The sequence below is a fragment of the Pseudomonas sp. SbOxS1 genome (assembly GCF_013416725.1).
Lineage (GTDB): Bacteria > Pseudomonadota > Gammaproteobacteria > Pseudomonadales > Pseudomonadaceae > Aquipseudomonas.
In genome coordinates, this window is record NZ_JAAVXC010000026.1 from 182,537 (window position 1) to 201,428 (window position 18,892).

Sequence of the window (18,892 nt, forward strand, 5' to 3'; positions counted from 1 at the left end):
CGGAGCGTCCCGGGCTGCATTCCCACGCAGAGGGTGGGAACGATCATTGCCCCACATCAAGCAAACGATAATTCCTCTTATTCAAATTCCCATCCCCTGTTAGACTTTGCGCCCTTGTTTTGCTCGTCTTGCAGGATGTCTGATGCCCTCGCTGCCTCTTCGCTTGTCCGCACTGTTGCTGGCCCTGGGCCTGAGTGCCTGCGATGACGCCCCGAAGTTCACCCAGGCCGAACCCGGTGAAGCCCGCTCCGGCGGCGGCACGACCGTGCGCAAGACCGATCAGAACGCCTTTTCGCTGCCCTCCGCTAACCTGCCGCCGTCGCGGCGCGTGGACTTCAGCGTCGGCAACAGCTTCTTTCGCAACCCCTGGGTGATCGCCCCCTCGACCACCACCGCCCGCGACGGCCTCGGCCCGCTGTTCAACACCAACGCCTGCCAGGGCTGCCATATCAAGGACGGCCGCGGTCACCCGCCGGCGCCCGATGCACAAAATGCCGTGTCGATGCTGGTACGCCTGTCGATCCCCGACGCCCCGGCCTACGCCAAGGTCATCGAGCAACAGGGTGTCGTACCGGAGCCCGTCTATGGCGGGCAGTTCCAGGACATGGCCGTGCCCGGTGTCACGCCGGAAGGCAAGGTGCGGGTCGACTACACCCCTGTGTCGATTCGCTTCAAGGACGGCACCGAGGTCGAGCTGCGCAAACCGAGCCTGAACATCACCCAGCTGAACTACGGCCCGATGCACCCCGACACGCGATTCTCGGCACGTGTGGCACCGCCGATGATTGGCCTGGGCTTGCTGGAGGCCATTCCTGAAGAGGCCATCCTGGCGAATGCGCACGCGCAGGCTAATGCGAAAAACGGCATCGCCGGACGCCCGAACCGGGTCTGGGATGACGTGCAGCAGAAAACCGTGCTCGGGCGATTTGGCTGGAAAGCCGGGCAGCCGAACCTCAATCAACAAAATGTGCACGCGTTTTCCGGTGATATGGGCCTCACCACCGGCCTGAGACCCTTTGACGACTGCACCGACGCGCAAGCGGCCTGCAAGCAGGCACCAAGTGGCAACGGCCCCGATGGCGAGCCGGAAGTCAGCGACAACATCCTGCGCCTGGTGCTGTTCTACACCCGCAACCTCGCCGTACCGGCGCGCCGCGATGTCGGCACGCCTCAAGTGCTGGCCGGCAAGAATCTGTTCTACCAGGCCGGTTGCCAATCCTGTCACACACCCAAGTACACCACCGCCGCCAACGCCGCCGAACCTGAACTGGCCAATCAAGTGATTCGCCCGTACAGCGATCTGCTGCTGCATGACATGGGCGACGGCCTGGCCGACAACCGCACTGAATTCCAGGCCGGTGGCCGCGACTGGCGTACCCCGCCGTTGTGGGGCATCGGTTTGACTGAAGCCGTCAGTGGCCACACCCAGTTCCTGCATGACGGCCGCGCCCGCAATCTGCTCGAAGCCGTGCTCTGGCATGGCGGCGAGGCAAAAGCGGCGCAGCAACAGGTTTTGTCTTTCAATGCCGAGCAGCGCGCTGCGTTGCTGGCGTTCTTGAATTCCCTTTAATACGCATCTTCCCGCGGGAGCCCGACATGTTCCGTCCCAAATTGTTGTTCACCAGCCTTGCCGCGTTAGCCCTGGGCGCCTGTTCGCCACAGGACCCACAAGCCGTCACCTCGGCCGCGATCGCCAAGTCAGTGATTCTGCCGACCTATACCCGCTGGGTTGAAGCAGACCGCCAGTTGGCCGTCAGCGCCCTCGCCTATTGCGAAGGCAAGGCGAACCTCGAAACAGCCCGCGCCGACTTCCTGCACGCGCAAAAAGCCTGGGCCGAGTTGCAGCCGCTGCTGATTGGTCCACTGGCCGAGGGCAACCGTGCCTGGCAGGTGCAATTCTGGCCGGACAAGAAGAACCTGGTCGGCCGCCAGGTCGAGCAACTGGTCACTGCGCAACCGCAGATCGATGCCGCCGCCCTGGCCAAGTCCAGCGTGGTGGTTCAAGGCCTGTCGGCCTACGAATACATTCTGTTCGACAGCAAGCCTGATGTGGCCAATGCCGAGCAGAAGGCCAAGTACTGCCCGCTGCTAATCGCCATTGGCGAGCGTCAGAAACAGCTGGCAGAAGAGATTCTCAAAAGCTGGAACAACACCGACGGCATGCTCGCGCAGATGAGCAAATTCCCGAACCAGCGCTACGCCGACTCCCACGAAGCGATCGCCGATCTGCTGCGCGTGCAGGTCACCGCCCTCGATACCTTGAAGAAAAAGCTCGGCACGCCGATGGGCCGCCAGAGCAAAGGCGTGCCGCAGCCGTTCCAGGCCGATGCCTGGCGCAGCCAGTCGTCCCTGACCGCCCTGGAGGCCAGCCTCGCCGCTGCCAAAACCGTGTGGGAAGGTGTCGACAACAAAGGCCTGCGCGGCCTGTTGCCGAGCGAGCAGAAGCCATTGGCCGACAAAATCGACGCCGCCTATGCCGCCTCGTTGAAACTGTTCGCCAGCAACCAGCGCTCGTTGACCGAAATGCTCAACGACGACGCCGGTCGCCAGCAACTCAACGATCTCTACGACAGCCTCAACGTCGTCCACCGCCTGCACGAAGGCGAGCTGGCCAAGGCGCTGGGTATCCAACTGGGCTTCAATGCCAACGACGGTGACTGATGAGGGCAAGTGACATGCTGCGACGCCAGGCTCTGACATTAGGGAGTTTGCTGCTAGGAGCAGTGACACTGGGCGGCTGGACGCTGTTCAAGCGCAAGGATCAAAGCCCGCTGCTGCTCTCGGCGCGGGACGATACCGACGGCAAGCACTACGCCGTCGGTTACCGGCTGGACGGCACCCGGGTGTTTGCCACCCAGGTCGGCCAGCGCTGCCATGACATCATCAACCACCCGGCACTGCCGATCGCGCTGTTCGTTGCCCGGCGCCCGGGCACCGAGAGCTACCTGATCGACCTGCGTGACGGCACGCTGCTGCAAACCGTGACGTCCCGGCCCAACCGGCACTTCTACGGTCACGCGGTAATCCACCACAGCGGTGACTGGCTGTACGCCACCGAAAACGACACCACCGATCCGGGTCGCGGCCTGCTCGGTGTTTACAAGTTCGAAGGCGAACGACTGGTCCATAGCGGCGAGATTTCCACCCACGGCATCGGGCCGCATCAAGTGTCGTGGATGCCCGACGGCGAAACCCTGGTGGTGGCCAACGGCGGCATCCGCACCGAAGCCGAAAGCCGGGTCGAGATGAACCTCAACGCCATGGAGCCAAGCCTGGTCCTGATGCAGCGCGACGGCACCCTGCTGAGCAAGGAAACCCTCGCCCAGCAGATGAACAGCGTGCGTCACCTGGGCATTGCCAGCGATGGCACCATCGTCGCCGGCCAGCAATTCATGGGGGCGGCTCATGAGCAATCGGAGCTGCTGGCGATCAAGCGTCCCGGCCAGCCGTTCGTGGCATTCCCGGTGCCCGAGCATCAATTGCAGGCCATGGGGCACTACACCGCCAGCGTTGCGGTGCACAGCGACTTGCGCCTGGTCGCTTTGACCGCGCCTCGGGGCAACCGCTTTTTCATCTGGGACCTGGACAGCGGCGAAGTGCGGCTGGACGCGCCACTGCCCGATTGCGCCGGGGTGGGCACGGTGGCAGACGGTTTCGTCGTGACCTCGGGCCAGGGGCGTTGCCGGTACTACGACTGCCGTCAGACAAATCTGGTTGCAAAACCGCTGGAGCTGCCGGCGGGGCTCTGGGATAACCACCTGCACCTGATCTGAGTACCCTGCTCTTGTAGGAGCGAAGCTTGCTCGCGAAGGCGGCGGCACATTCAGGTGCGATGTGCCTTGACATGCCGCCTTCGCGAGCAAGCTTCGCTCCTACAGGTTGGCGCCTGCCTGTAACAAGTGCCAGTTGGATTCACGCTTCCACTCGCGGTAATGTGCCCTACTGTCTCACCTGATTTTCTCCAAGGAACTGGAAATATGCTGCGTCGCCGCATGCTGATCATGTTGGGTGTTGTTCTGCTGATCGTGCTGGTGCTGGCCGGGTACAAAGCCTTCTCCATCTACACGATGATCCAAGGCTTCTCCGCGCCCAAACCGCCGATCAGCGTCGCCGTGGCCACCGCCACCGAACGGCCCTGGCAAGCTCGCCTGCCTACCGTAGGCACCCTAAAGGCGCTACAAGGCGTCGACCTGAGCCTGGAGACCGACGGCACAGTCGTCGATTTGCAGTTCGAGTCCGGGCAGAAAGTCAAAGCCGGTCAACCACTCCTGCGCCTGGACAGTGCCGTCGAAAGCGCCTTGCTCGAAACCGCCCTGGCCGACCTCGGGCTGGCGCAACTCGATTACGGTCGCGGCAGCCAGCTGGTGGGCAGCCAGGCCATTTCCAAAGGCGAGTTCGATCGCCTGTCGGCGGTACTGAAAAAGAGCAAGGCCACGGTCAATCAACTCAAGGCAGCCCTGGGCAAAAAAAGCATCGTCGCCCCCTTCAGCGGGACCATCGGCATTCGCCAGGTGGACGTTGGCGACTATCTGGCCAGTGGCACCATGATTGCCACCCTGCAAGACCTCAGCAGCCTCTACGTCGACTTTTTCGTGCCCGAGCAGTCGGTGCCGAAGATCGCCCTCGGCCAGCCGGTTGAAATTATCGTCGCGGCCTATCCGTCCCAGACCTTCCCGGGCACCATCAGTGCGATCAACCCGAAACTGGAAAACAGCACGCGCAACATGCAGGTCCGCGCGACCCTGGCCAACCCCGATAGCAAGCTGCTGCCAGGCATGTTCGCCAACCTGCAGGTGATGTTGCCCGACCCACGGCCGAGCATCGTCGTGCCGGAAAGCGCGATCACCTACACGCTCTATGGCAACTCCCTGTATGTCGTCGCTGAGAAAAAGACCGAAGACGGCAGCCTCGAAAAAGACGACAAGGGCCAACCGATCCTGATCGCTGAACGGCGGTTCATTGAAACCGGCGAACGCCGCGACGGACAGGTGGTGATCAGCAAAGGCGTACAGAACGGCGAAAAAGTGGTCACGGCCGGCCAGATCAAACTGGACAACGGTGCGCACATCGCCATCAGCGACGACAAGACCCTGGCCGAGAAGAACAGTCAGCCACGCGCGGACTGATCAAGGAACCCCCAATGGCTTTTACCGACCCGTTCATCCGTCGCCCGGTGCTCGCCACCGTGGTCAGCCTGTTGATTGTGCTGCTGGGCTTCCAGGCCTGGAACAAGTTGCCGCTGCGCCAATACCCGCAAATGGAAAATGCCCTGATCACGGTCACCACCGCGTACCCGGGGGCCAACGCCGAAACCATCCAGGGCTACATCACCCAACCCTTGCAACAGAGCCTGGCCAGCGCCGAGGGTATCGACTACATGACCTCGGTCAGTCGCCAGAACTTCTCGGTGATCTCGATCTACGCGCGCATCGGCTCCAATACCGACCGCTTGTTCACCGAGCTGCTGGCCAAGGCCAACGAGGTCAAGAACCAGCTACCCCAGGATGCCGAAGACCCAGTGCTGAGCAAGGAAGCCGCCGACGCCTCGGCGCTGATGTACATCAGTTTCTTCAGCAAGGAATTGAGCAACCCGCAGATTACCGACTACCTGTCGCGGGTCATCCAGCCGAAACTGGCGACCCTGCCGGGCATGGCCGAAGCCGAGATACTTGGCAACCAGGTATTCGCCATGCGCCTGTGGCTGGACCCGGTGAAGCTGGCCGGTTTTGGCCTGAGCGCCAGCGACGTGACCAACGCGGTGCGCCAGTACAACTTCCTTTCCGCCGCTGGCGAAGTGAAAGGCGAGTACGTGGTCACCAGCATCAACGCCAACACCGAACTCAAGTCAACTGAAGCCTTCGCCGCGATCCCGCTCAAGGTCGACGGTGACAGTCGCGTGCTGCTGCGCGATGTCGCGCGGGTCGAGATGGGTGCGGAGAACTACGACACCATTAGCTCGTTCGGCGGTACGCCTTCGGTGTATATCGGCATCAAGGCCACGCCCGCGGCCAACCCGCTGGACGTGATCAAGGAAGTGCGCAAGATCATGCCGGAGCTGGAGGCCCAGTTGCCGCCCAACCTCAAGGGGGAAATCGCCTACGACGCGACGCTGTTCATCCAGGCCTCGATCGACGAAGTTGTGAAGACCCTGTTCGAAGCGGTGCTGATCGTGATCGTGGTGGTATTCCTGTTCCTCGGTGCGTTGCGCTCGGTGGTGATCCCGGTTGTCACCATTCCGTTGTCCATGATCGGCGTGATGTTCTTCATGCAGATGATGGGTTATTCCCTGAACCTGCTGACCCTGCTGGCGATGGTGTTGGCCATCGGCCTGGTGGTGGACGACGCCATCGTGGTGGTGGAAAACATCCACCGCCACATCGAGGAAGGCAAGACACCGCTGGACGCCGCCCTCGAGGGCGCCCGGGAGATCGCCATGCCGGTGGTCTCGATGACCATCACCCTGGCGGCGGTGTATGCACCGATAGGCTTCCTGACGGGCCTTACCGGGGCGCTGTTCAAGGAGTTCGCCCTGACCCTGGCCGGTGCGGTGGTGATCTCCGGCATCGTCGCCCTGACCCTGTCGCCGATGATGTGCGCCCTGCTGCTGCGTCACGATGAAAACCCCACGGGCCTGGCCCATCGCCTGGACCTGATTTTCGAAAGCCTCAAGCGCCGTTACCAGACAATGCTGCACGGCACCCTCAACACCCGGCCGGTGGTACTGGTGTTTGCGGTGATCGTGCTGTGCCTGATTCCCGTGCTGCTCAAGTTCACCAAGTCGGAACTGGCGCCGGAGGAGGACCAGGGCATCATTTTCATGCTGGCCAACGCCCCGCAACCGACCAACCTCGACTACCTGAACACCTATACCGACGAATTCATCGAGATCTTCAAGGCCTTTCCCGAGTACTACTCGTCGTTCCAGATCAACGGCTTCAACGGTGTGCAATCGGGTATCGGCGGTTTCCTGCTCAAGCCCTGGAACGAACGCAGCCGCACGCAGATGGAGATCCTGCCCGAGGTTCAGGCCAAGCTGGAAAGCATTTCGGGGTTGCAGGTTTTCGGCTTCAACCTGCCTTCCCTGCCGGGCACGGGCGAGGGTCTGCCGTTCCAGTTCGTCATCAACACCGCCAACGATTACGAGCTGCTGCTGCAAGTAGTCGACCGGGTGAAAAAACGCGCGATGGAGTCGGGCAAATTCGCCTTCGTCGACGTCGACCTGGCCTTCGACAAGCCTGAGGTGGTGGTGGATATCGACCGTGCCAAGGCTGCCCAGATGGGGGTGTCGATGCAGGATCTGGGCGGGACACTGGCGACCTTGCTGGGGGAGTCGGAAATCAACCGTTTCACCGTTGATGGCCGCAGTTACAAAGTCATTGCCCAGGTCGAGCGTCCCTTCCGGGATAACCCTGACTGGCTGAACAATTACTACGTCAAGAACACCCAGGGCGAACTGCTCGCCCTCTCGACCCTGATCACCGTGAGCGACCGGGCGCGCCCTCGGCAACTGAACCAGTTCCAGCAACTCAACTCGGCGATTCTTTCCGGGGTGCCGCTGGTCAGCATGGGGGAAGCCATCGATGCCGTGCGTCAGATCGCCCGTGAGGAAGCGCCGGCGGGCTTTGCCTTCGACTATGCCGGTGCATCGCGCCAATACGTTCAGGAAGGCAGTGCGCTATGGGTGACCTTCGGCCTGGCACTGGCGATCATTTTCCTGGTACTGGCTGCCCAGTTCGAAAGCTTCCGCGACCCGCTGGTGATCCTGGTGACCGTCCCGCTGTCGATCTGCGGCGCCTTGCTGCCGCTGTTCCTCGGCTGGTCGAGCATGAATATCTATACCCAGGTCGGGTTGGTGACGTTGATCGGCCTGATCAGCAAGCACGGGATCCTGATCGTCGAATTCGCCAACCAGCTGCGCAAGGACAAGGGCCTGACGCCCCGCGAAGCGGTGGAGGAAGCCGCGGCCATTCGTCTGCGTCCGGTGTTGATGACGACAGCGGCAATGGTGTTCGGCATGGTGCCATTGATCATCGCAACGGGGGCGGGTGCGGTGAGCCGGTTCGATATCGGTACGGTTATCGCCACCGGGATGTCGATTGGTACGTTGTTTACCCTGTTTGTGTTGCCGTGCGTCTACACGTTGCTGGCTAAACCCGATAAACCCTCACGCTAAGATCGTTCCCACGCGCAGCAAAGGAATGCCTCAACGGACGCTCTGCGTTCGGCTTTGGAAGGGACGCGGAGCGTCCCGGGCTGCATTCCCACGCAGAGCGTGGGAACGATCAGCCTGGCGCAGCAACAAAAAAGGCCTCGCATTAGCGAGGCCTTTATTTGGGCTTCAATCTGTTCAACTTTGCGGCCTCAATCCTTGAGAAAGTCCGAACATGAACAGCAACAAATCATGATCGGGTTGAGTTGCCACGGATGCCTTGGCAACCCGTGGCAACGGACAGTGCGCGTCACTGTGTACTGAACTGAGGACTTGCGTGCGGGGCTGCTCCCATGCAGCCACCGCGAGTGAAGCAACTGCCAAGGCTCCTACCAGAAACAAACCTCGCGCAACTTCAAGTTTCATTGCTATAAACCTTTGATAGCGCTGCCAAACGCCGTCTCATAAAAATAGACGAGTTTCTTCCAGTCCGTCGTGCTGAATGACGAGTGGCGGCGCAGTTGTTTCATGTCATGGGCAGCCGCCTGCCGGGCGCTCAAACGCTGCCGGCACTTCTCCAGATCGATCAACGCAACCTCTACTTTGGCAGCCTCGCCCTCACCAGTGACGCGAACGAATACGTGCTTGATATAGATGCAGCTGTGTTGCCAACGCCCCTTGTGCATCCGCGCCAGATTTTCGGCCAGGTCCTTGAGCACGCGATCATGCACAGCCTCACCATGGCGCTCGCGTCCGCCACCTTCGTACCAGCGCTCGATTTCCTCGAAACCGTCCAGGGACTTGGTCACCAGCAATGCGCGCCATTTGTGCACGGGATCGCGTTGAGCTTCGCAAAACACGATTTCCGGGACTCGCACATCGAGCAGGCGCAGGCCGGTGAGTGCATCACGCTCGCGCAACACCGTCGGTCGCCCGAAAGGGTGCAAAAGACCACGATGGATATGGCCGGTCTGGCGCTTTACGTAAAGCAGTTGTCCATCACTGCCCATGAGGCGCTGCACGCCACTCTCGCCACCGCGCCGCACGTTGGGCTCTTCCACCCATTCTCCACGCTGATTCCAGAAGTAATCGAATCGATCCTGGGAAGCCACGCCAGATCCTGCTGCAACCTGCTCTACCATCTGTTACCTCTTGCGCAATACATAAACTCGCCACATGGCATAGAGCGGCAAAAAGTCGATACGTTCCTGAATACGGAAACCTGCCTGCTCAAATTCTTTTTCTACAGTAGCCGCCGGTAACACAAATCGATTTTGGTAACCTTCCTGCCCACGGGTTCTCTCCGCGCGCTTGCGTTTCCAGGCTTTGAAGTTGCCATCAACCCACAGCGAGAGGATGACGCTGTCACGGCTGACGCGCTCGAATTCGCGCAAAATCGCCAGTCGATGCTCGGCTTCACCGATGTGGTGGAGCAAACGCATGCAGAAAATACTGTCGACGGCGTTATCCGGCAAGGCGATGTCGAAGGCAGATGTCTGCAAGGGTTGTACCCGTTTCACCACTTCAGCCGGTTGCGACTGGGTCGCGATCTTGATCATGGACTCGGAATTGTCGGCACCAATGATCACGCGGTTGGGTTTTTCCGCCAGCAACGGCCAGAAACGCCCCGCGCCGCAGGGCAGATCGAGGACCAGGCCCGGTTCGCCGACCAACGTCAGTGCCTTGCGCGCCATTTGCTCATCGCGCCAGTGGGACAAACGACGGCCAACGCCATCCTTATGCTTACGCAAGTAACGCTGGGCGTGTTGATCGTCGTACTTATTGGAAAAATCCAGTTTGATCGGGCCATCCACCATCATCAATCTCCTGAGCTTCTGATTCCAACCACCTTAGGTAGCGATGTGTGAGTGTCAGGTCATGCGATTGTGAAAATTTCGTGAAGGACATGTCGAATCGTATCGAGGTATTACAAGGAGGCAATTTCAACCAACCGTACAGCGGCCATCAACTCACAGTCGAGGTATTGAACTGGACCTGAAAACGACAGCCATTGGGTTCCATGGTCGTCAGGCTGACACTCCAGCCCTGGTTTTCACAGATCCGTTGTACTAACGATAGCCCAAGCCCGAGGCCTTCTCCGCGTTTCTCGTTACCTCGCACGAAAGGTTCGAACATCGCTTCGCGTTTTTCCTCGGGAATGCCTACACCACTGTCCTCGACCATGAACCCCATGGACATCAGGCTCAACCGGATAAACCCCCGGTCGGTGTAATGCAGCGCATTACGCAGCAGGTTGCCCATGACCGCATGCAGGAGCGTCGCGTTGTAACGAGTAGGGTTGGGGGCGCCCAGGTCAACGATCAGCTTGAGACCCTTGGCTTCGATCGGTCCGCGCCACAGGTTGATCAAGCCATCGGCCACTTCGCCCAGCGTCTGCTGCGCAGACATGCCGGCGTCTTCGCGCTGAGCGCGGGCCAGCATCAGGAAGGTCTGTACCAACTCGCGCATTTCTTCACTCGCGCGGGCAATTCGCTCTACCTGGGCGCGGCCGCGCTGGTCGATGCCGGGGTTTTCCAACAGCAATTCACAGGAACTGGCCAGCACCATCAAGGGCGTACGCAGTTCATGGCTGACGTCACTGGTGAACATGCGTTCGCGGGTCAGCGCCTGGCGCAAACGGCCAAGGGTCGCGTCAAAGGCCACGGCCAGTTCGCCCACTTCATCGGCCGCATAATCCGGCGCCAGGGGCGGAGCCAGCCCCAGCAACTGATCGCGATGCCGTACCTGGCGCGCCAACCTCACCACCGGCGCCATCACCTTGCGCGCCAGCACCCAGCCGAGGAACACCGCCAGCGCCAGACTCAGCACGAACCCCACCAGCACCACGGCAAACAGCACCCGCTCGCGCTCTTCGAAGTCACTCTGGTCCTGCAACAGCACATACCGCCGGCCATCGACGATCTCGACCATCGCGTGGTACGACAGCTGCTCGCGAAAGACCTCGTGAAACCCCGAATCCAAGTGCCGCAAGTCTTTGGGCAACTCGAAATCACCCGGCCCGCCGCTGAAATAGAACAACTGGTCCGGTTCCGGGCGATGACTCCAGTCCGAGACGTTGTCCATCAGCAACAGGCGCTGCAAATCGCCGCCCAGGCCCGCCGAGATCAGTTTTTCTTCCACCAGGTGCACAGTGGCGACGATGCCCATGGCAAAGGCGCCCGCCACCAGTGCGCTCATCAGCGCAAAGGCAATGATGATCCGTTGAGAAAGGCTCTGTCTAAACTCCATCACGCCCCTCGGCCAGGCGGTAACCCACGCCGTGCACGGTGTGCAGCAGCGGTTTGGCGAACGGCTTGTCGATCACCTGGCGCAATTGATGGACGTGGCTGCGCAGGCTGTCGCTGTCCGGGCAGTCATCGCCCCACAGGGCTTCTTCGAGAATTTCGCGGCGCAGTACATGGGGGCTTTTCTGCATCAGGACGGCCAGCAACTTCAGGCCCACCGGGTTGAGCTTGAGTAATCGACCTTCGCGGGTGACTTCCAGCGTGTCGAGGTCGTAACTCAGGTCGCCGACTTGCAAGGTTCGGCGACCGCCGCCTTGGGTGCGACGCATCACGGCTTCGACCCGCGCCGCCAGTTCAGACAAGGCGAAGGGTTTGATCAGGTAATCGTCGGCACCTGACTTGAAACCCTGTAGCCGGTCATCCAGTTGATCGCGTGCGGTGAGCATGATCACCGGCGTGTCGCGTCGGGCATCTTCGCGCAGGCGTTTACACAGGGTATAACCGTCGATGCCGGGCAGCATGATATCGAGCACGATCAAGTCGTAATGCTCGGTGGCCGCCAGGTGCAGGCCCGACAAACCGTCCTGTGCGCAATCCACGGTATAGCCTTTGAGTCCCAGGTAATCGGCCAGATTGGCCAGGATATCGCGGTTGTCTTCAACCAATAAAATTCGCATGGGCACCTTCTCCGTACACAGTAACGGCCGTCTTGGCCCGCGCAGCTTAAGGCCAAGTGTGGCTCAGGGCCAGAGTTGTGTGCAGCCGTCTGTTTCACGAAATGGCCAGCTCAAGCCTCAACGTTTTTTTCACTATAGGTTCACGGGCTGGCGACAGGATCGAGTTCACACTCCGCGCGGCTGCGTATTCAAGAACATTTCACTGACCAAGGATTTGCCATGGTTTCAATCTCTGCACGCCCCGCTTCCCGACCGCTCAACTTCTGGGTGTGCCTGGGTGTTCCTGCCTTTGCAGCAATCATTTTGGTATTGCTCGAACTAACGACCCTGGACATGGACCTGGCCAGGCTGTTCTACGACCCGGTCGCCGGGGAATTCATCGGGCGGCACAGTTATTTCCTGGAAACCATCCTGCATGATCGGGCCAAACAAGTGGTCATCGCCTTCTCGGTGCTGGCGATCCTCGGTTTTGCCGGTTCGTTCTTCATGATCCGGCTCAAGCCGTTCAAGCGTGAACTGGGTTGCCTGGTGCTGTCGTTGGGGCTGGCGACTTCCTTCGTCACGCCGATGAAGGCGGTGACGGCGGTGCAATGCCCGTGGAGCCTTGAGCAATTCGGCGGTCACGAGACCTACAGCGAATTGTTGAGCCCGCGTCCGGCCACGGAAAAACCGGGTCGTTGCTGGCCTGGCGGCCATGCCGCGACCGGTTTCACCCTGTTTGCGCTGTTCTTCGTGTTGCGTGATCGCCGTCCACGCATGGCGCGTGCGGCGCTGGTTTTCGCCTTCACCCTGGGCTCGGTGTTTTCCATTGGCCGGATGCTGCAGGGGGCGCACTTTTTCTCGCATAACGTGTGGACGGCGGTGTTCTGCTGGCTGATTTGCCTGGGGTCGTATTACTGGATTTTGTATCAGCCAGCGGTGAAGGTTGAGCACGTAGGCAAAACGGAGCCGGTCGGCGCCTGAACTGACGCCTTCGCGGGCAAGCCTCGCTCCTACAATGGATTGGTGTGATTCTCAAAATGGAGGCAATAAAAAACCCCGCCTGCTTACGCAGGCGGGGTTTTTAGTACAGGGGTAAGGCTGGCTTACATCATGCCGCCCATGCCGCCCATACCGCCCATGTCTGGCATACCGCCGCCAGCACCGCTGTCTTTCTTCGGTGCATCAGCTACCGCAGCTTCGGTGGTCAGGATCAGACCGCCGATGGAAGCTGCAGCTTGCAGAGCCGAACGGGTTACCTTGGTTGGGTCCAGGATGCCCATTTCGATCATGTCGCCGTATTCGCCAGTCGCAGCGTTGTAGCCGAAGCTGCCTTCGCCGTTCTTGACCTTGTCGACCACTACGCTTGGCTCGTCGCCGGAGTTGGCAACGATCTGGCGCAGCGGCGCTTCAACAGCGCGACGCAGTACAGCGATACCCACGTCCTGATCGGCGTTGTCGCCTTTCAGCTCGGTCAGTGCTTCCAGAGCACGGATCAGGGCTACGCCACCGCCAGGTACCACGCCTTCTTCAACGGCTGCACGGGTAGCGTGCAGGGCGTCTTCAACGCGGGCTTTCTTCTCTTTCATTTCAACTTCGGAACCAGCGCCAACCTTGATCACTGCAACGCCGCCGGACAGCTTGGCCAGACGCTCTTGCAGTTTTTCACGGTCGTAGTCCGAGGAAGTCTCGGCAACCTGGGCACGGATCTGGTTGATGCGTGCTTCGATGTCGCCTTGAACGCCAGCACCGTCAACGATGATGGTGTTTTCCTTGGACAGGGTTACGCGCTTGGCGTTACCCAGGTGCTCCAGGGTGGTGCTTTCCAGGCTCAGGCCGATCTCTTCGGAGATGACGGTACCGCCGGTCAGAACAGCGATGTCCTGCAGCATGGCCTTGCGACGGTCGCCGAAGCCTGGCGCCTTGACGGCTGCGACTTTAACGATACCGCGCATGTTGTTCACAACCAGAGTCGCCAGGGCTTCGCCTTCAACGTCTTCGGCCACGATCAGCAGTGGACGGCCGGCTTTGGCAACGGCTTCCAGTACTGGCAGCATTTCGCGGATGTTCGAGATCTTTTTGTCGACCAGCAGGATCAGCGGGCCGTCCAGCTCAGCGACCATGGTCTCTGGCTTGTTGACGAAGTACGGGGACAGGTAGCCACGGTCGAACTGCATGCCTTCAACAACCGACAGTTCGTTTTCCAGGCCCGAGCCTTCTTCAACGGTGATCACGCCTTCTTTACCGACTTTTTCCATTGCTTCGGCAATGATGTCGCCGATGGAGTTGTCGGAGTTGGCGGAGATGGTGCCTACCTGAGCGATTGCCTTGGTGTCAGCGCATGGCTTGGACAGGGCTTTCAGCTCTTTGACGATCGCGATGGTCGCTTTGTCGATACCGCGCTTCAGATCCATCGGGTTCATGCCGGCAGCGACGGCTTTCAGGCCTTCGTTGACGATCGACTGAGCCAGAACGGTAGCGGTGGTGGTGCCGTCGCCTGCGTCATCGTTCGCACGGGAGGCAACGTCTTTGACCAGCTGCGCGCCCATGTTTTCGAAACGGTCTTCCAGTTCGATTTCTTTGGCTACGGAAACGCCGTCCTTGGTGATGGTCGGAGCGCCGAAGCTCTTCTCGATGATCACGTTACGGCCTTTCGGGCCCAGGGTCGCTTTTACTGCGTCAGCCAGGACGTTCACACCGGTGAGCATTTTCTTGCGGGCGGAATCGCCGAATTTAACTTCTTTAGCAGCCATGATCGATATTCCTTAAATACTTTGTAGTAACGGGAAAATGAGCGGGTAATCAGCCTTCGATAACAGCGAGGATTTCGTTCTCGCTCATTACCAGCAGGTCTTCGCCGTCGACTTTCACGGTGTTGCTGCCGGAGTAAGGACCGAACACAACCTTGTCGCCCACTTTCACGGACAGTGCACGCACTTCACCGTTTTCCAGTACGCGGCCGGTGCCTACAGCGAGGATTTCGCCGCTGTTGGCTTTTTCAGCAGCCGAACCTGGCAGGACGATACCGCCAGCGGTTTTCTTTTCTTCTTCGCTGCGACGGATGACGACGCGGTCATGCAGAGGACGAAGCTTCATTGTCGATCTCTCCTAATTGTGGTTTTCATCGGCCGGTGTAGTCCCGGCGGGTTTAACAAAGTCCGGCGGTGCCGGGTGCGGTTCGTCGAGCGAACCGCGGAAGTCTGTCTGGCGTGATCACCAGAAACCTTGCGGTGACCGATACATAAGGGCGCATAAGCTTATTACAAGGGCGGGGATCGAAAAATTTTTACGCCGATCTCCCGAAAACGAACACGGCACCCGAAGGTGCCGTGTCGATAGGGGGTGTTACTTGGTATCGCGGTGTTCGAACTCGCCTTCGATCACATTGGGCTCGCGGCCCAGCGGCTCGCGTGGCACAGGACCGCCCCGGGGCTGGAGGTCATCGGCGAACGCACGCTGGCGGATCGCCTGCTCCTCGGCACGCTGGCGCATTTTATTGGCCAGCAGGCGACGGCTGATCGGCAGCAGCATGATCAGGCCGATCACGTCGCTGATGAAACCCGGAAGGATCAACAGGCCACCAGCCAACGCCAGCATCAGGCCTTCAAGCATGGTCTGGGCCGGCAGCTCACCTCGGTTCAGGCTTTCACGGGCACGCAGCGCCGTGGCCAGCCCGGCGACGCGCAGCACGAACACACCGAACATCGAGCCGAGAATGATCAGCAGCAGGGCCGGGAAAAACCCGATCGCCCCTGCCACCTTGACGAATACGAACAGCTCCAACACCGGGAACAGCAGAAAGAGCAACAAAAAAGGGCGCATCAAATGGTTCCTCAACGCAAGAATGCCTTGCCAGTCTTCCCTAGATGACGTCGCCATTGCGTGAATTCAAGCGTCGGCCACTGCATTTTTCGGCCAATGTTCGGCGTGAGCCAGGAAAACCAAGGCTTCGCGAACTTGTGTCGGCGTATTACATGGTGCCTGGAATCGCAGCCAGTAGAGACTTTGGCCGATGCGCAGGTGCATACCTTCGCTGTCGATACCCACCAGTTGCGCCGGCGAGGTTTTCGGCAGGCCGGCCAGATCCACGTAATGGGCAATGGCCTTGGCGTGATCGGCGTTCATGTGCTCGACCATGCTCACCTCGGCCTTGCCCGCAAAAGGGTTGGCCAAGATCAGGTCATTGACCCAGTGAATCGCACCAAAACCGCCGATGTACCGATGGCGAACAGGCTTGAGTACCCAAAAATCGAAATCGTGGGCCTTGTGATAGTTCTGCGAATCGGGGAAGTAGCGGTAATAACGCTCGGCAGCCGCTTCGATGGCCGCCTCGTCTTGAAGCTGCTCTGCCTCGGCCAGGTAGGTCAGCCGACCAACGGCTTGCACGTCTTCAGCCCCACGCTCGCCGACAAAAAGCGAGCATTTCGGGTCTTTTTGCAGATTATGGGTGTGTTGGGCGATGCGGCTGATCAGGATCAGCGGTCGCCCCTCGTCGTCCAGGCAATAAGGCACCACAGAACCAAACGGAAAACCTGGCATAGACTTGGAGTGCGTCGAGAGCACTCCACGGTATTCCTTGAGAAGCAATTCTCGGGCATTCTTGGCCGCTTCAACGCTCAATTTATGACTCCTTATAGAGATTCCGTCTAAAATACGGACGGGCGACCCGGGAAAAGTCCCGGTACGCGATCGGGGCAGTTCTCATGTGCAGCCAGGCCATGTCAGGCGCAGATCGAGAGACTCTCTAAAAAGGAAATCACTCAGATCCGCTACCGGGGGCATACGAATGCAACTCACTGACAAAGTAATCATTATCACCGGCGGTTGCCAGGGTTTAGGCCGCTCCATGGCCGAGTATTTCGCCGCCAGGGGCGCGAAGCTGGCGCTTGTGGACCTCAACCAGGAAAAGCTCGACGACACCGTCGCTGCCTGCACGGCCTTGGGCGTCGAAGCCCGCGCCTACCTGTGCAACGTGGCCAATGAAGAGCAGGTGAGCCACATGGTCGCCCAGGTCGCCGACGACTTCGGCGCGATCCATGGCCTGATCAACAACGCCGGGATCCTGCGTGACGGCCTGCTGCTCAAGGTCAAGGATGGCGAAATGACCAAGATGAGCCTGGCCCAGTGGCAGGCGGTCATCGACGTCAACCTGACCGGCGTCTTCCTGTGCACCCGTGAGGTCGCGGCGAAAATGGTCGAGCTCGACAACCGCGGCGCGATCATCAATATCTCGTCGATTTCCCGCGCCGGCAACGTTGGCCAGACCAATTACTCCGCCGCCAAGGCCGGTGTTGCGGCGGCCACCGTGACCTGGGCCAAGGAACTGGCGCGCTACGGCATTCGCGTGGCCGGCATCGCACCGGGCTTCATCGAAACCGAAATGACCCTGAGCATGAAACCTGAGGCGCTGGAGAAGATAACGTCGGGGATTCCGCTCAAGCGCATGGGCAAGCCTGAGGAAATCGCCCAATCGGCGGTTTACATCTTCGAAAACGACTATTACACCGGTCGGATTCTGGAGTTGGATGGCGGCTTGCGGATCTAAGGCATACACGAAACCAATGTGGGAGCGGCTGTGGCGAGGGGATTTATCCCCGTTGGGCGGCGCAGCCACCCCAAAAAAAGGGCCTGCTTCGCAGTCCAACGGGGATAAATCCCCTCGCCACAGTCGCTCCCACAATTGGACCGCGTTTCTACAGATCATCAATCGTCGCTGATGGTGATGTTCGGCATCGCCGGCGTCGCGGCTTCCTGCAGCACGATCCGCGCGCCGACGTGGCGGGCCAGTTCCTGGTAAACCAGGGCAATCGGGCTGTCCGGCTCAGCGATCACCGTTGGCTTGCCGCCATCGGCCTGTTCGCGGATTGCCATCGCCAGTGGCAACGAAGCCAGCAGCTCGACGCCATACTGATTGGCCAGTTTCACACCGCCGCCCTCACCGAACAGATGCTCGGCATGCCCGCAGTTCGAGCAGATGTGCACGGCCATGTTTTCCACCACGCCCAGCACCGGGATGTTGACCTTGCGGAACATCTCCACGCCCTTGCGTGCGTCCAGCAATGCCAGGTCCTGTGGCGTGGTCACGATCACCGCGCCGGCCACCGGGACTTTCTGCGCCAGAGTCAGCTGAATGTCACCGGTGCCTGGCGGCATGTCGATGACCAGGTAATCCAGGTCGCCCCACGCGGTTTGTGTCACCAGTTGCAACAATGCGCCGGAGACCATCGGACCGCGCCAGACCATCGGCGTGTTGTCGTCGGTGAGGAACGCCATGGACATCACTTCTACGCCATGGGACTGGATCGGCACGAACCATTTCTGATCCTTGATCTGCGGCCGGGTGCCTTCGGCGATGCCGAACATGATGCCCTGGCTAGGACCGTAGATGTCCGCATCGAGAATCCCCACTTTGGCGCCTTCGCGGGCCAGGGCCAGCGCGAGGTTGGCGGCGGTGGTGGACTTGCCCACGCCGCCCTTGCCGGACGCCACGGCCACGACGTTCTTGACGTTGGCCAGGCCCGGGACCTGTGCCTGGGCCTTGTGCGCGGCGATCACACTGGTGATGTCGACGCGGGCAGCGCTGACACCGTCAAGGCCTTCAATGGCCATTTGCAGCATCTGCGCCCAACCGCTCTTGAACAGACCGGCGGCATAACCCAGCTCCAGCTGCACGCTGACGCGCTCGCCCTGGATCTCGATGTTGCGCACGCACCCGGCGCTGACCGGATCCTGGTTGAGATAGGGGTCGGTGTATTGGCGAAGGACGGCTTCCACCGCTGCGCGATTGACGGCGCTCATGGGCAACTCCGAAACAAGACTGGGAAAAGATGGCGGGTATCCTA

Annotated in this window: 17 protein-coding genes; 7 read left to right on the forward strand and 10 right to left on the reverse strand. The window is 60.3% G+C overall.

Annotation, left to right across the window (positions count from 1 at the left end; translation table 11 throughout):
* The first annotated feature begins 142 nt into the window (after positions 1-142).
* The 5 genes from HFK74_RS21760 (at position 143) to HFK74_RS21780 (ending at position 8,173) form a co-directional block, all read left to right on the forward strand.
* The gene (locus HFK74_RS21760) at positions 143-1,570 is read left to right on the forward strand and encodes a di-heme oxidoredictase family protein (protein WP_180205292.1); all 1,428 of its coding nucleotides are present in this window, start codon (positions 143-145) and stop codon (positions 1,568-1,570) included.
* Positions 1,571-1,596: 26 nt separating this feature from the next.
* On the forward strand, positions 1,597-2,661 hold the full coding sequence (locus tag HFK74_RS21765) for an imelysin family protein (RefSeq protein ID WP_180205293.1): 1,065 nt from the start codon (positions 1,597-1,599) through the stop codon (positions 2,659-2,661).
* Between the two features lie 14 nt (positions 2,662-2,675).
* Entirely contained in the window at positions 2,676-3,773 is a 1,098-nt protein-coding gene (locus HFK74_RS21770; RefSeq protein ID WP_180205294.1) for a DUF1513 domain-containing protein, read from the forward strand.
* A 204-nt stretch (positions 3,774-3,977) separates the two neighbouring features.
* Entirely contained in the window at positions 3,978-5,126 is a 1,149-nt protein-coding gene (locus HFK74_RS21775; RefSeq protein ID WP_180205295.1) for an efflux RND transporter periplasmic adaptor subunit, read from the forward strand.
* A 14-nt stretch (positions 5,127-5,140) separates the two neighbouring features.
* A complete protein-coding gene (locus tag HFK74_RS21780) occupies positions 5,141-8,173 on the forward strand; it encodes a multidrug efflux RND transporter permease subunit (protein ID WP_180205296.1) in 3,033 nt (1,010 codons plus the stop codon).
* A 174-nt stretch (positions 8,174-8,347) separates the two neighbouring features.
* On the opposite strand, the gene HFK74_RS21785 is transcribed toward HFK74_RS21780, so the two are convergent.
* The 5 genes from HFK74_RS21785 to colR all read right to left on the reverse strand — a co-directional run bounded on the left by HFK74_RS21785 (position 8,348) and on the right by colR (position 12,071).
* Positions 8,348-8,575, reverse strand: coding sequence for a hypothetical protein (locus HFK74_RS21785; protein WP_081504798.1), 228 nt, complete (start codon positions 8,573-8,575; stop codon positions 8,348-8,350).
* A gap of 2 nt (positions 8,576-8,577) precedes the next feature.
* Positions 8,578-9,291 (reverse strand): lipopolysaccharide kinase InaA family protein, encoded by a 714-nt coding sequence (locus HFK74_RS21790; RefSeq protein ID WP_180205297.1) that lies wholly within the window; start codon positions 9,289-9,291, stop codon positions 8,578-8,580.
* A 3-nt stretch (positions 9,292-9,294) separates the two neighbouring features.
* Complete coding sequence (locus tag HFK74_RS21795; RefSeq protein ID WP_180205390.1) at positions 9,295-9,963, reverse strand: class I SAM-dependent methyltransferase; 669 nt, start codon at positions 9,961-9,963, stop codon at positions 9,295-9,297.
* A 151-nt stretch (positions 9,964-10,114) separates the two neighbouring features.
* Positions 10,115-11,398, reverse strand: a complete 1,284-nt coding sequence (locus HFK74_RS21800) for a HAMP domain-containing sensor histidine kinase (RefSeq protein ID WP_180205298.1) — start codon at positions 11,396-11,398, stop codon at positions 10,115-10,117.
* Positions 11,388-12,071 (reverse strand): two-component system response regulator ColR, encoded by a 684-nt coding sequence (gene colR, locus HFK74_RS21805; protein WP_008057556.1) that lies wholly within the window; start codon positions 12,069-12,071, stop codon positions 11,388-11,390. The genes HFK74_RS21800 and colR overlap by 11 nt, the downstream gene beginning before the upstream one ends.
* Positions 12,072-12,290: 219 nt before the next feature.
* Between colR and HFK74_RS21810 the strand changes: the two genes are divergently transcribed.
* Entirely contained in the window at positions 12,291-13,034 is a 744-nt protein-coding gene (locus HFK74_RS21810; RefSeq protein WP_180205299.1) for a phosphatase PAP2 family protein, read from the forward strand.
* A gap of 122 nt (positions 13,035-13,156) precedes the next feature.
* On the opposite strand, the gene groL is transcribed toward HFK74_RS21810, so the two are convergent.
* The 4 genes from groL to HFK74_RS21830 form a co-directional block, all read right to left on the reverse strand.
* Complete coding sequence (gene groL / locus HFK74_RS21815; protein WP_180205300.1) at positions 13,157-14,803, reverse strand: chaperonin GroEL; 1,647 nt, start codon at positions 14,801-14,803, stop codon at positions 13,157-13,159.
* Between the two features lie 49 nt (positions 14,804-14,852).
* A complete protein-coding gene (locus HFK74_RS21820; RefSeq protein WP_007985847.1) occupies positions 14,853-15,146 on the reverse strand; it encodes a co-chaperone GroES in 294 nt (97 codons plus the stop codon).
* Between the two features lie 249 nt (positions 15,147-15,395).
* The gene (locus tag HFK74_RS21825; protein ID WP_008057553.1) at positions 15,396-15,872 is read right to left on the reverse strand and encodes an FxsA family protein; all 477 of its coding nucleotides are present in this window, start codon (positions 15,870-15,872) and stop codon (positions 15,396-15,398) included.
* Between the two features lie 66 nt (positions 15,873-15,938).
* Positions 15,939-16,670 carry a HugZ family protein gene (locus tag HFK74_RS21830; RefSeq protein WP_180205301.1) on the reverse strand — a complete coding sequence of 244 codons (732 nt, stop codon included), beginning with the start codon at positions 16,668-16,670 and terminating at the stop codon, positions 15,939-15,941.
* Between the two features lie 166 nt (positions 16,671-16,836).
* On the opposite strand from HFK74_RS21830, the gene HFK74_RS21835 reads away from it, so the two are divergent.
* Positions 16,837-17,595, forward strand: a complete 759-nt coding sequence (locus HFK74_RS21835) for an SDR family oxidoreductase (RefSeq protein ID WP_180205302.1) — start codon at positions 16,837-16,839, stop codon at positions 17,593-17,595.
* A 158-nt stretch (positions 17,596-17,753) separates the two neighbouring features.
* Here HFK74_RS21835 and apbC read toward each other — a convergent pair whose 3' ends face one another.
* A complete protein-coding gene (gene apbC / locus HFK74_RS21840; RefSeq protein WP_180205303.1) occupies positions 17,754-18,848 on the reverse strand; it encodes an iron-sulfur cluster carrier protein ApbC in 1,095 nt (364 codons plus the stop codon).
* Positions 18,849-18,892 lie beyond the last annotated feature (44 nt).

Excerpts from the sequence above, each read along its gene's own strand:
- HFK74_RS21760 (WP_180205292.1), top strand. The coding sequence starts at position 143 with ATGCCCTCGCTGCCTCTTCGCTTGTCCGCACTGTTGCTGGCCCTGGGC.
- HFK74_RS21765 (WP_180205293.1), top strand. The coding sequence starts at position 1,597 with ATGTTCCGTCCCAAATTGTTGTTCACCAGCCTTGCCGCGTTAGCCCTG.
- HFK74_RS21770 (WP_180205294.1), top strand. The coding sequence starts at position 2,676 with ATGCTGCGACGCCAGGCTCTGACATTAGGGAGTTTGCTGCTAGGAGCA.
- HFK74_RS21775 (WP_180205295.1), top strand. The coding sequence starts at position 3,978 with ATGCTGCGTCGCCGCATGCTGATCATGTTGGGTGTTGTTCTGCTGATC.
- HFK74_RS21780 (WP_180205296.1), top strand. The coding sequence starts at position 5,141 with ATGGCTTTTACCGACCCGTTCATCCGTCGCCCGGTGCTCGCCACCGTG.
- HFK74_RS21785 (WP_081504798.1), bottom strand. The coding sequence starts at position 8,575 with ATGAAACTTGAAGTTGCGCGAGGTTTGTTTCTGGTAGGAGCCTTGGCA.
- HFK74_RS21790 (WP_180205297.1), bottom strand. The coding sequence starts at position 9,291 with ATGGTAGAGCAGGTTGCAGCAGGATCTGGCGTGGCTTCCCAGGATCGA.
- HFK74_RS21800 (WP_180205298.1), bottom strand. The coding sequence starts at position 11,398 with ATGGAGTTTAGACAGAGCCTTTCTCAACGGATCATCATTGCCTTTGCG.
- colR (WP_008057556.1), bottom strand. The coding sequence starts at position 12,071 with ATGCGAATTTTATTGGTTGAAGACAACCGCGATATCCTGGCCAATCTG.
- HFK74_RS21810 (WP_180205299.1), top strand. The coding sequence starts at position 12,291 with ATGGTTTCAATCTCTGCACGCCCCGCTTCCCGACCGCTCAACTTCTGG.
- groL (WP_180205300.1), bottom strand. The coding sequence starts at position 14,803 with ATGGCTGCTAAAGAAGTTAAATTCGGCGATTCCGCCCGCAAGAAAATG.
- HFK74_RS21820 (WP_007985847.1), bottom strand. The coding sequence starts at position 15,146 with ATGAAGCTTCGTCCTCTGCATGACCGCGTCGTCATCCGTCGCAGCGAA.
- HFK74_RS21825 (WP_008057553.1), bottom strand. The coding sequence starts at position 15,872 with ATGCGCCCTTTTTTGTTGCTCTTTCTGCTGTTCCCGGTGTTGGAGCTG.
- HFK74_RS21835 (WP_180205302.1), top strand. The coding sequence starts at position 16,837 with ATGCAACTCACTGACAAAGTAATCATTATCACCGGCGGTTGCCAGGGT.
- apbC (WP_180205303.1), bottom strand. The coding sequence starts at position 18,848 with ATGAGCGCCGTCAATCGCGCAGCGGTGGAAGCCGTCCTTCGCCAATAC.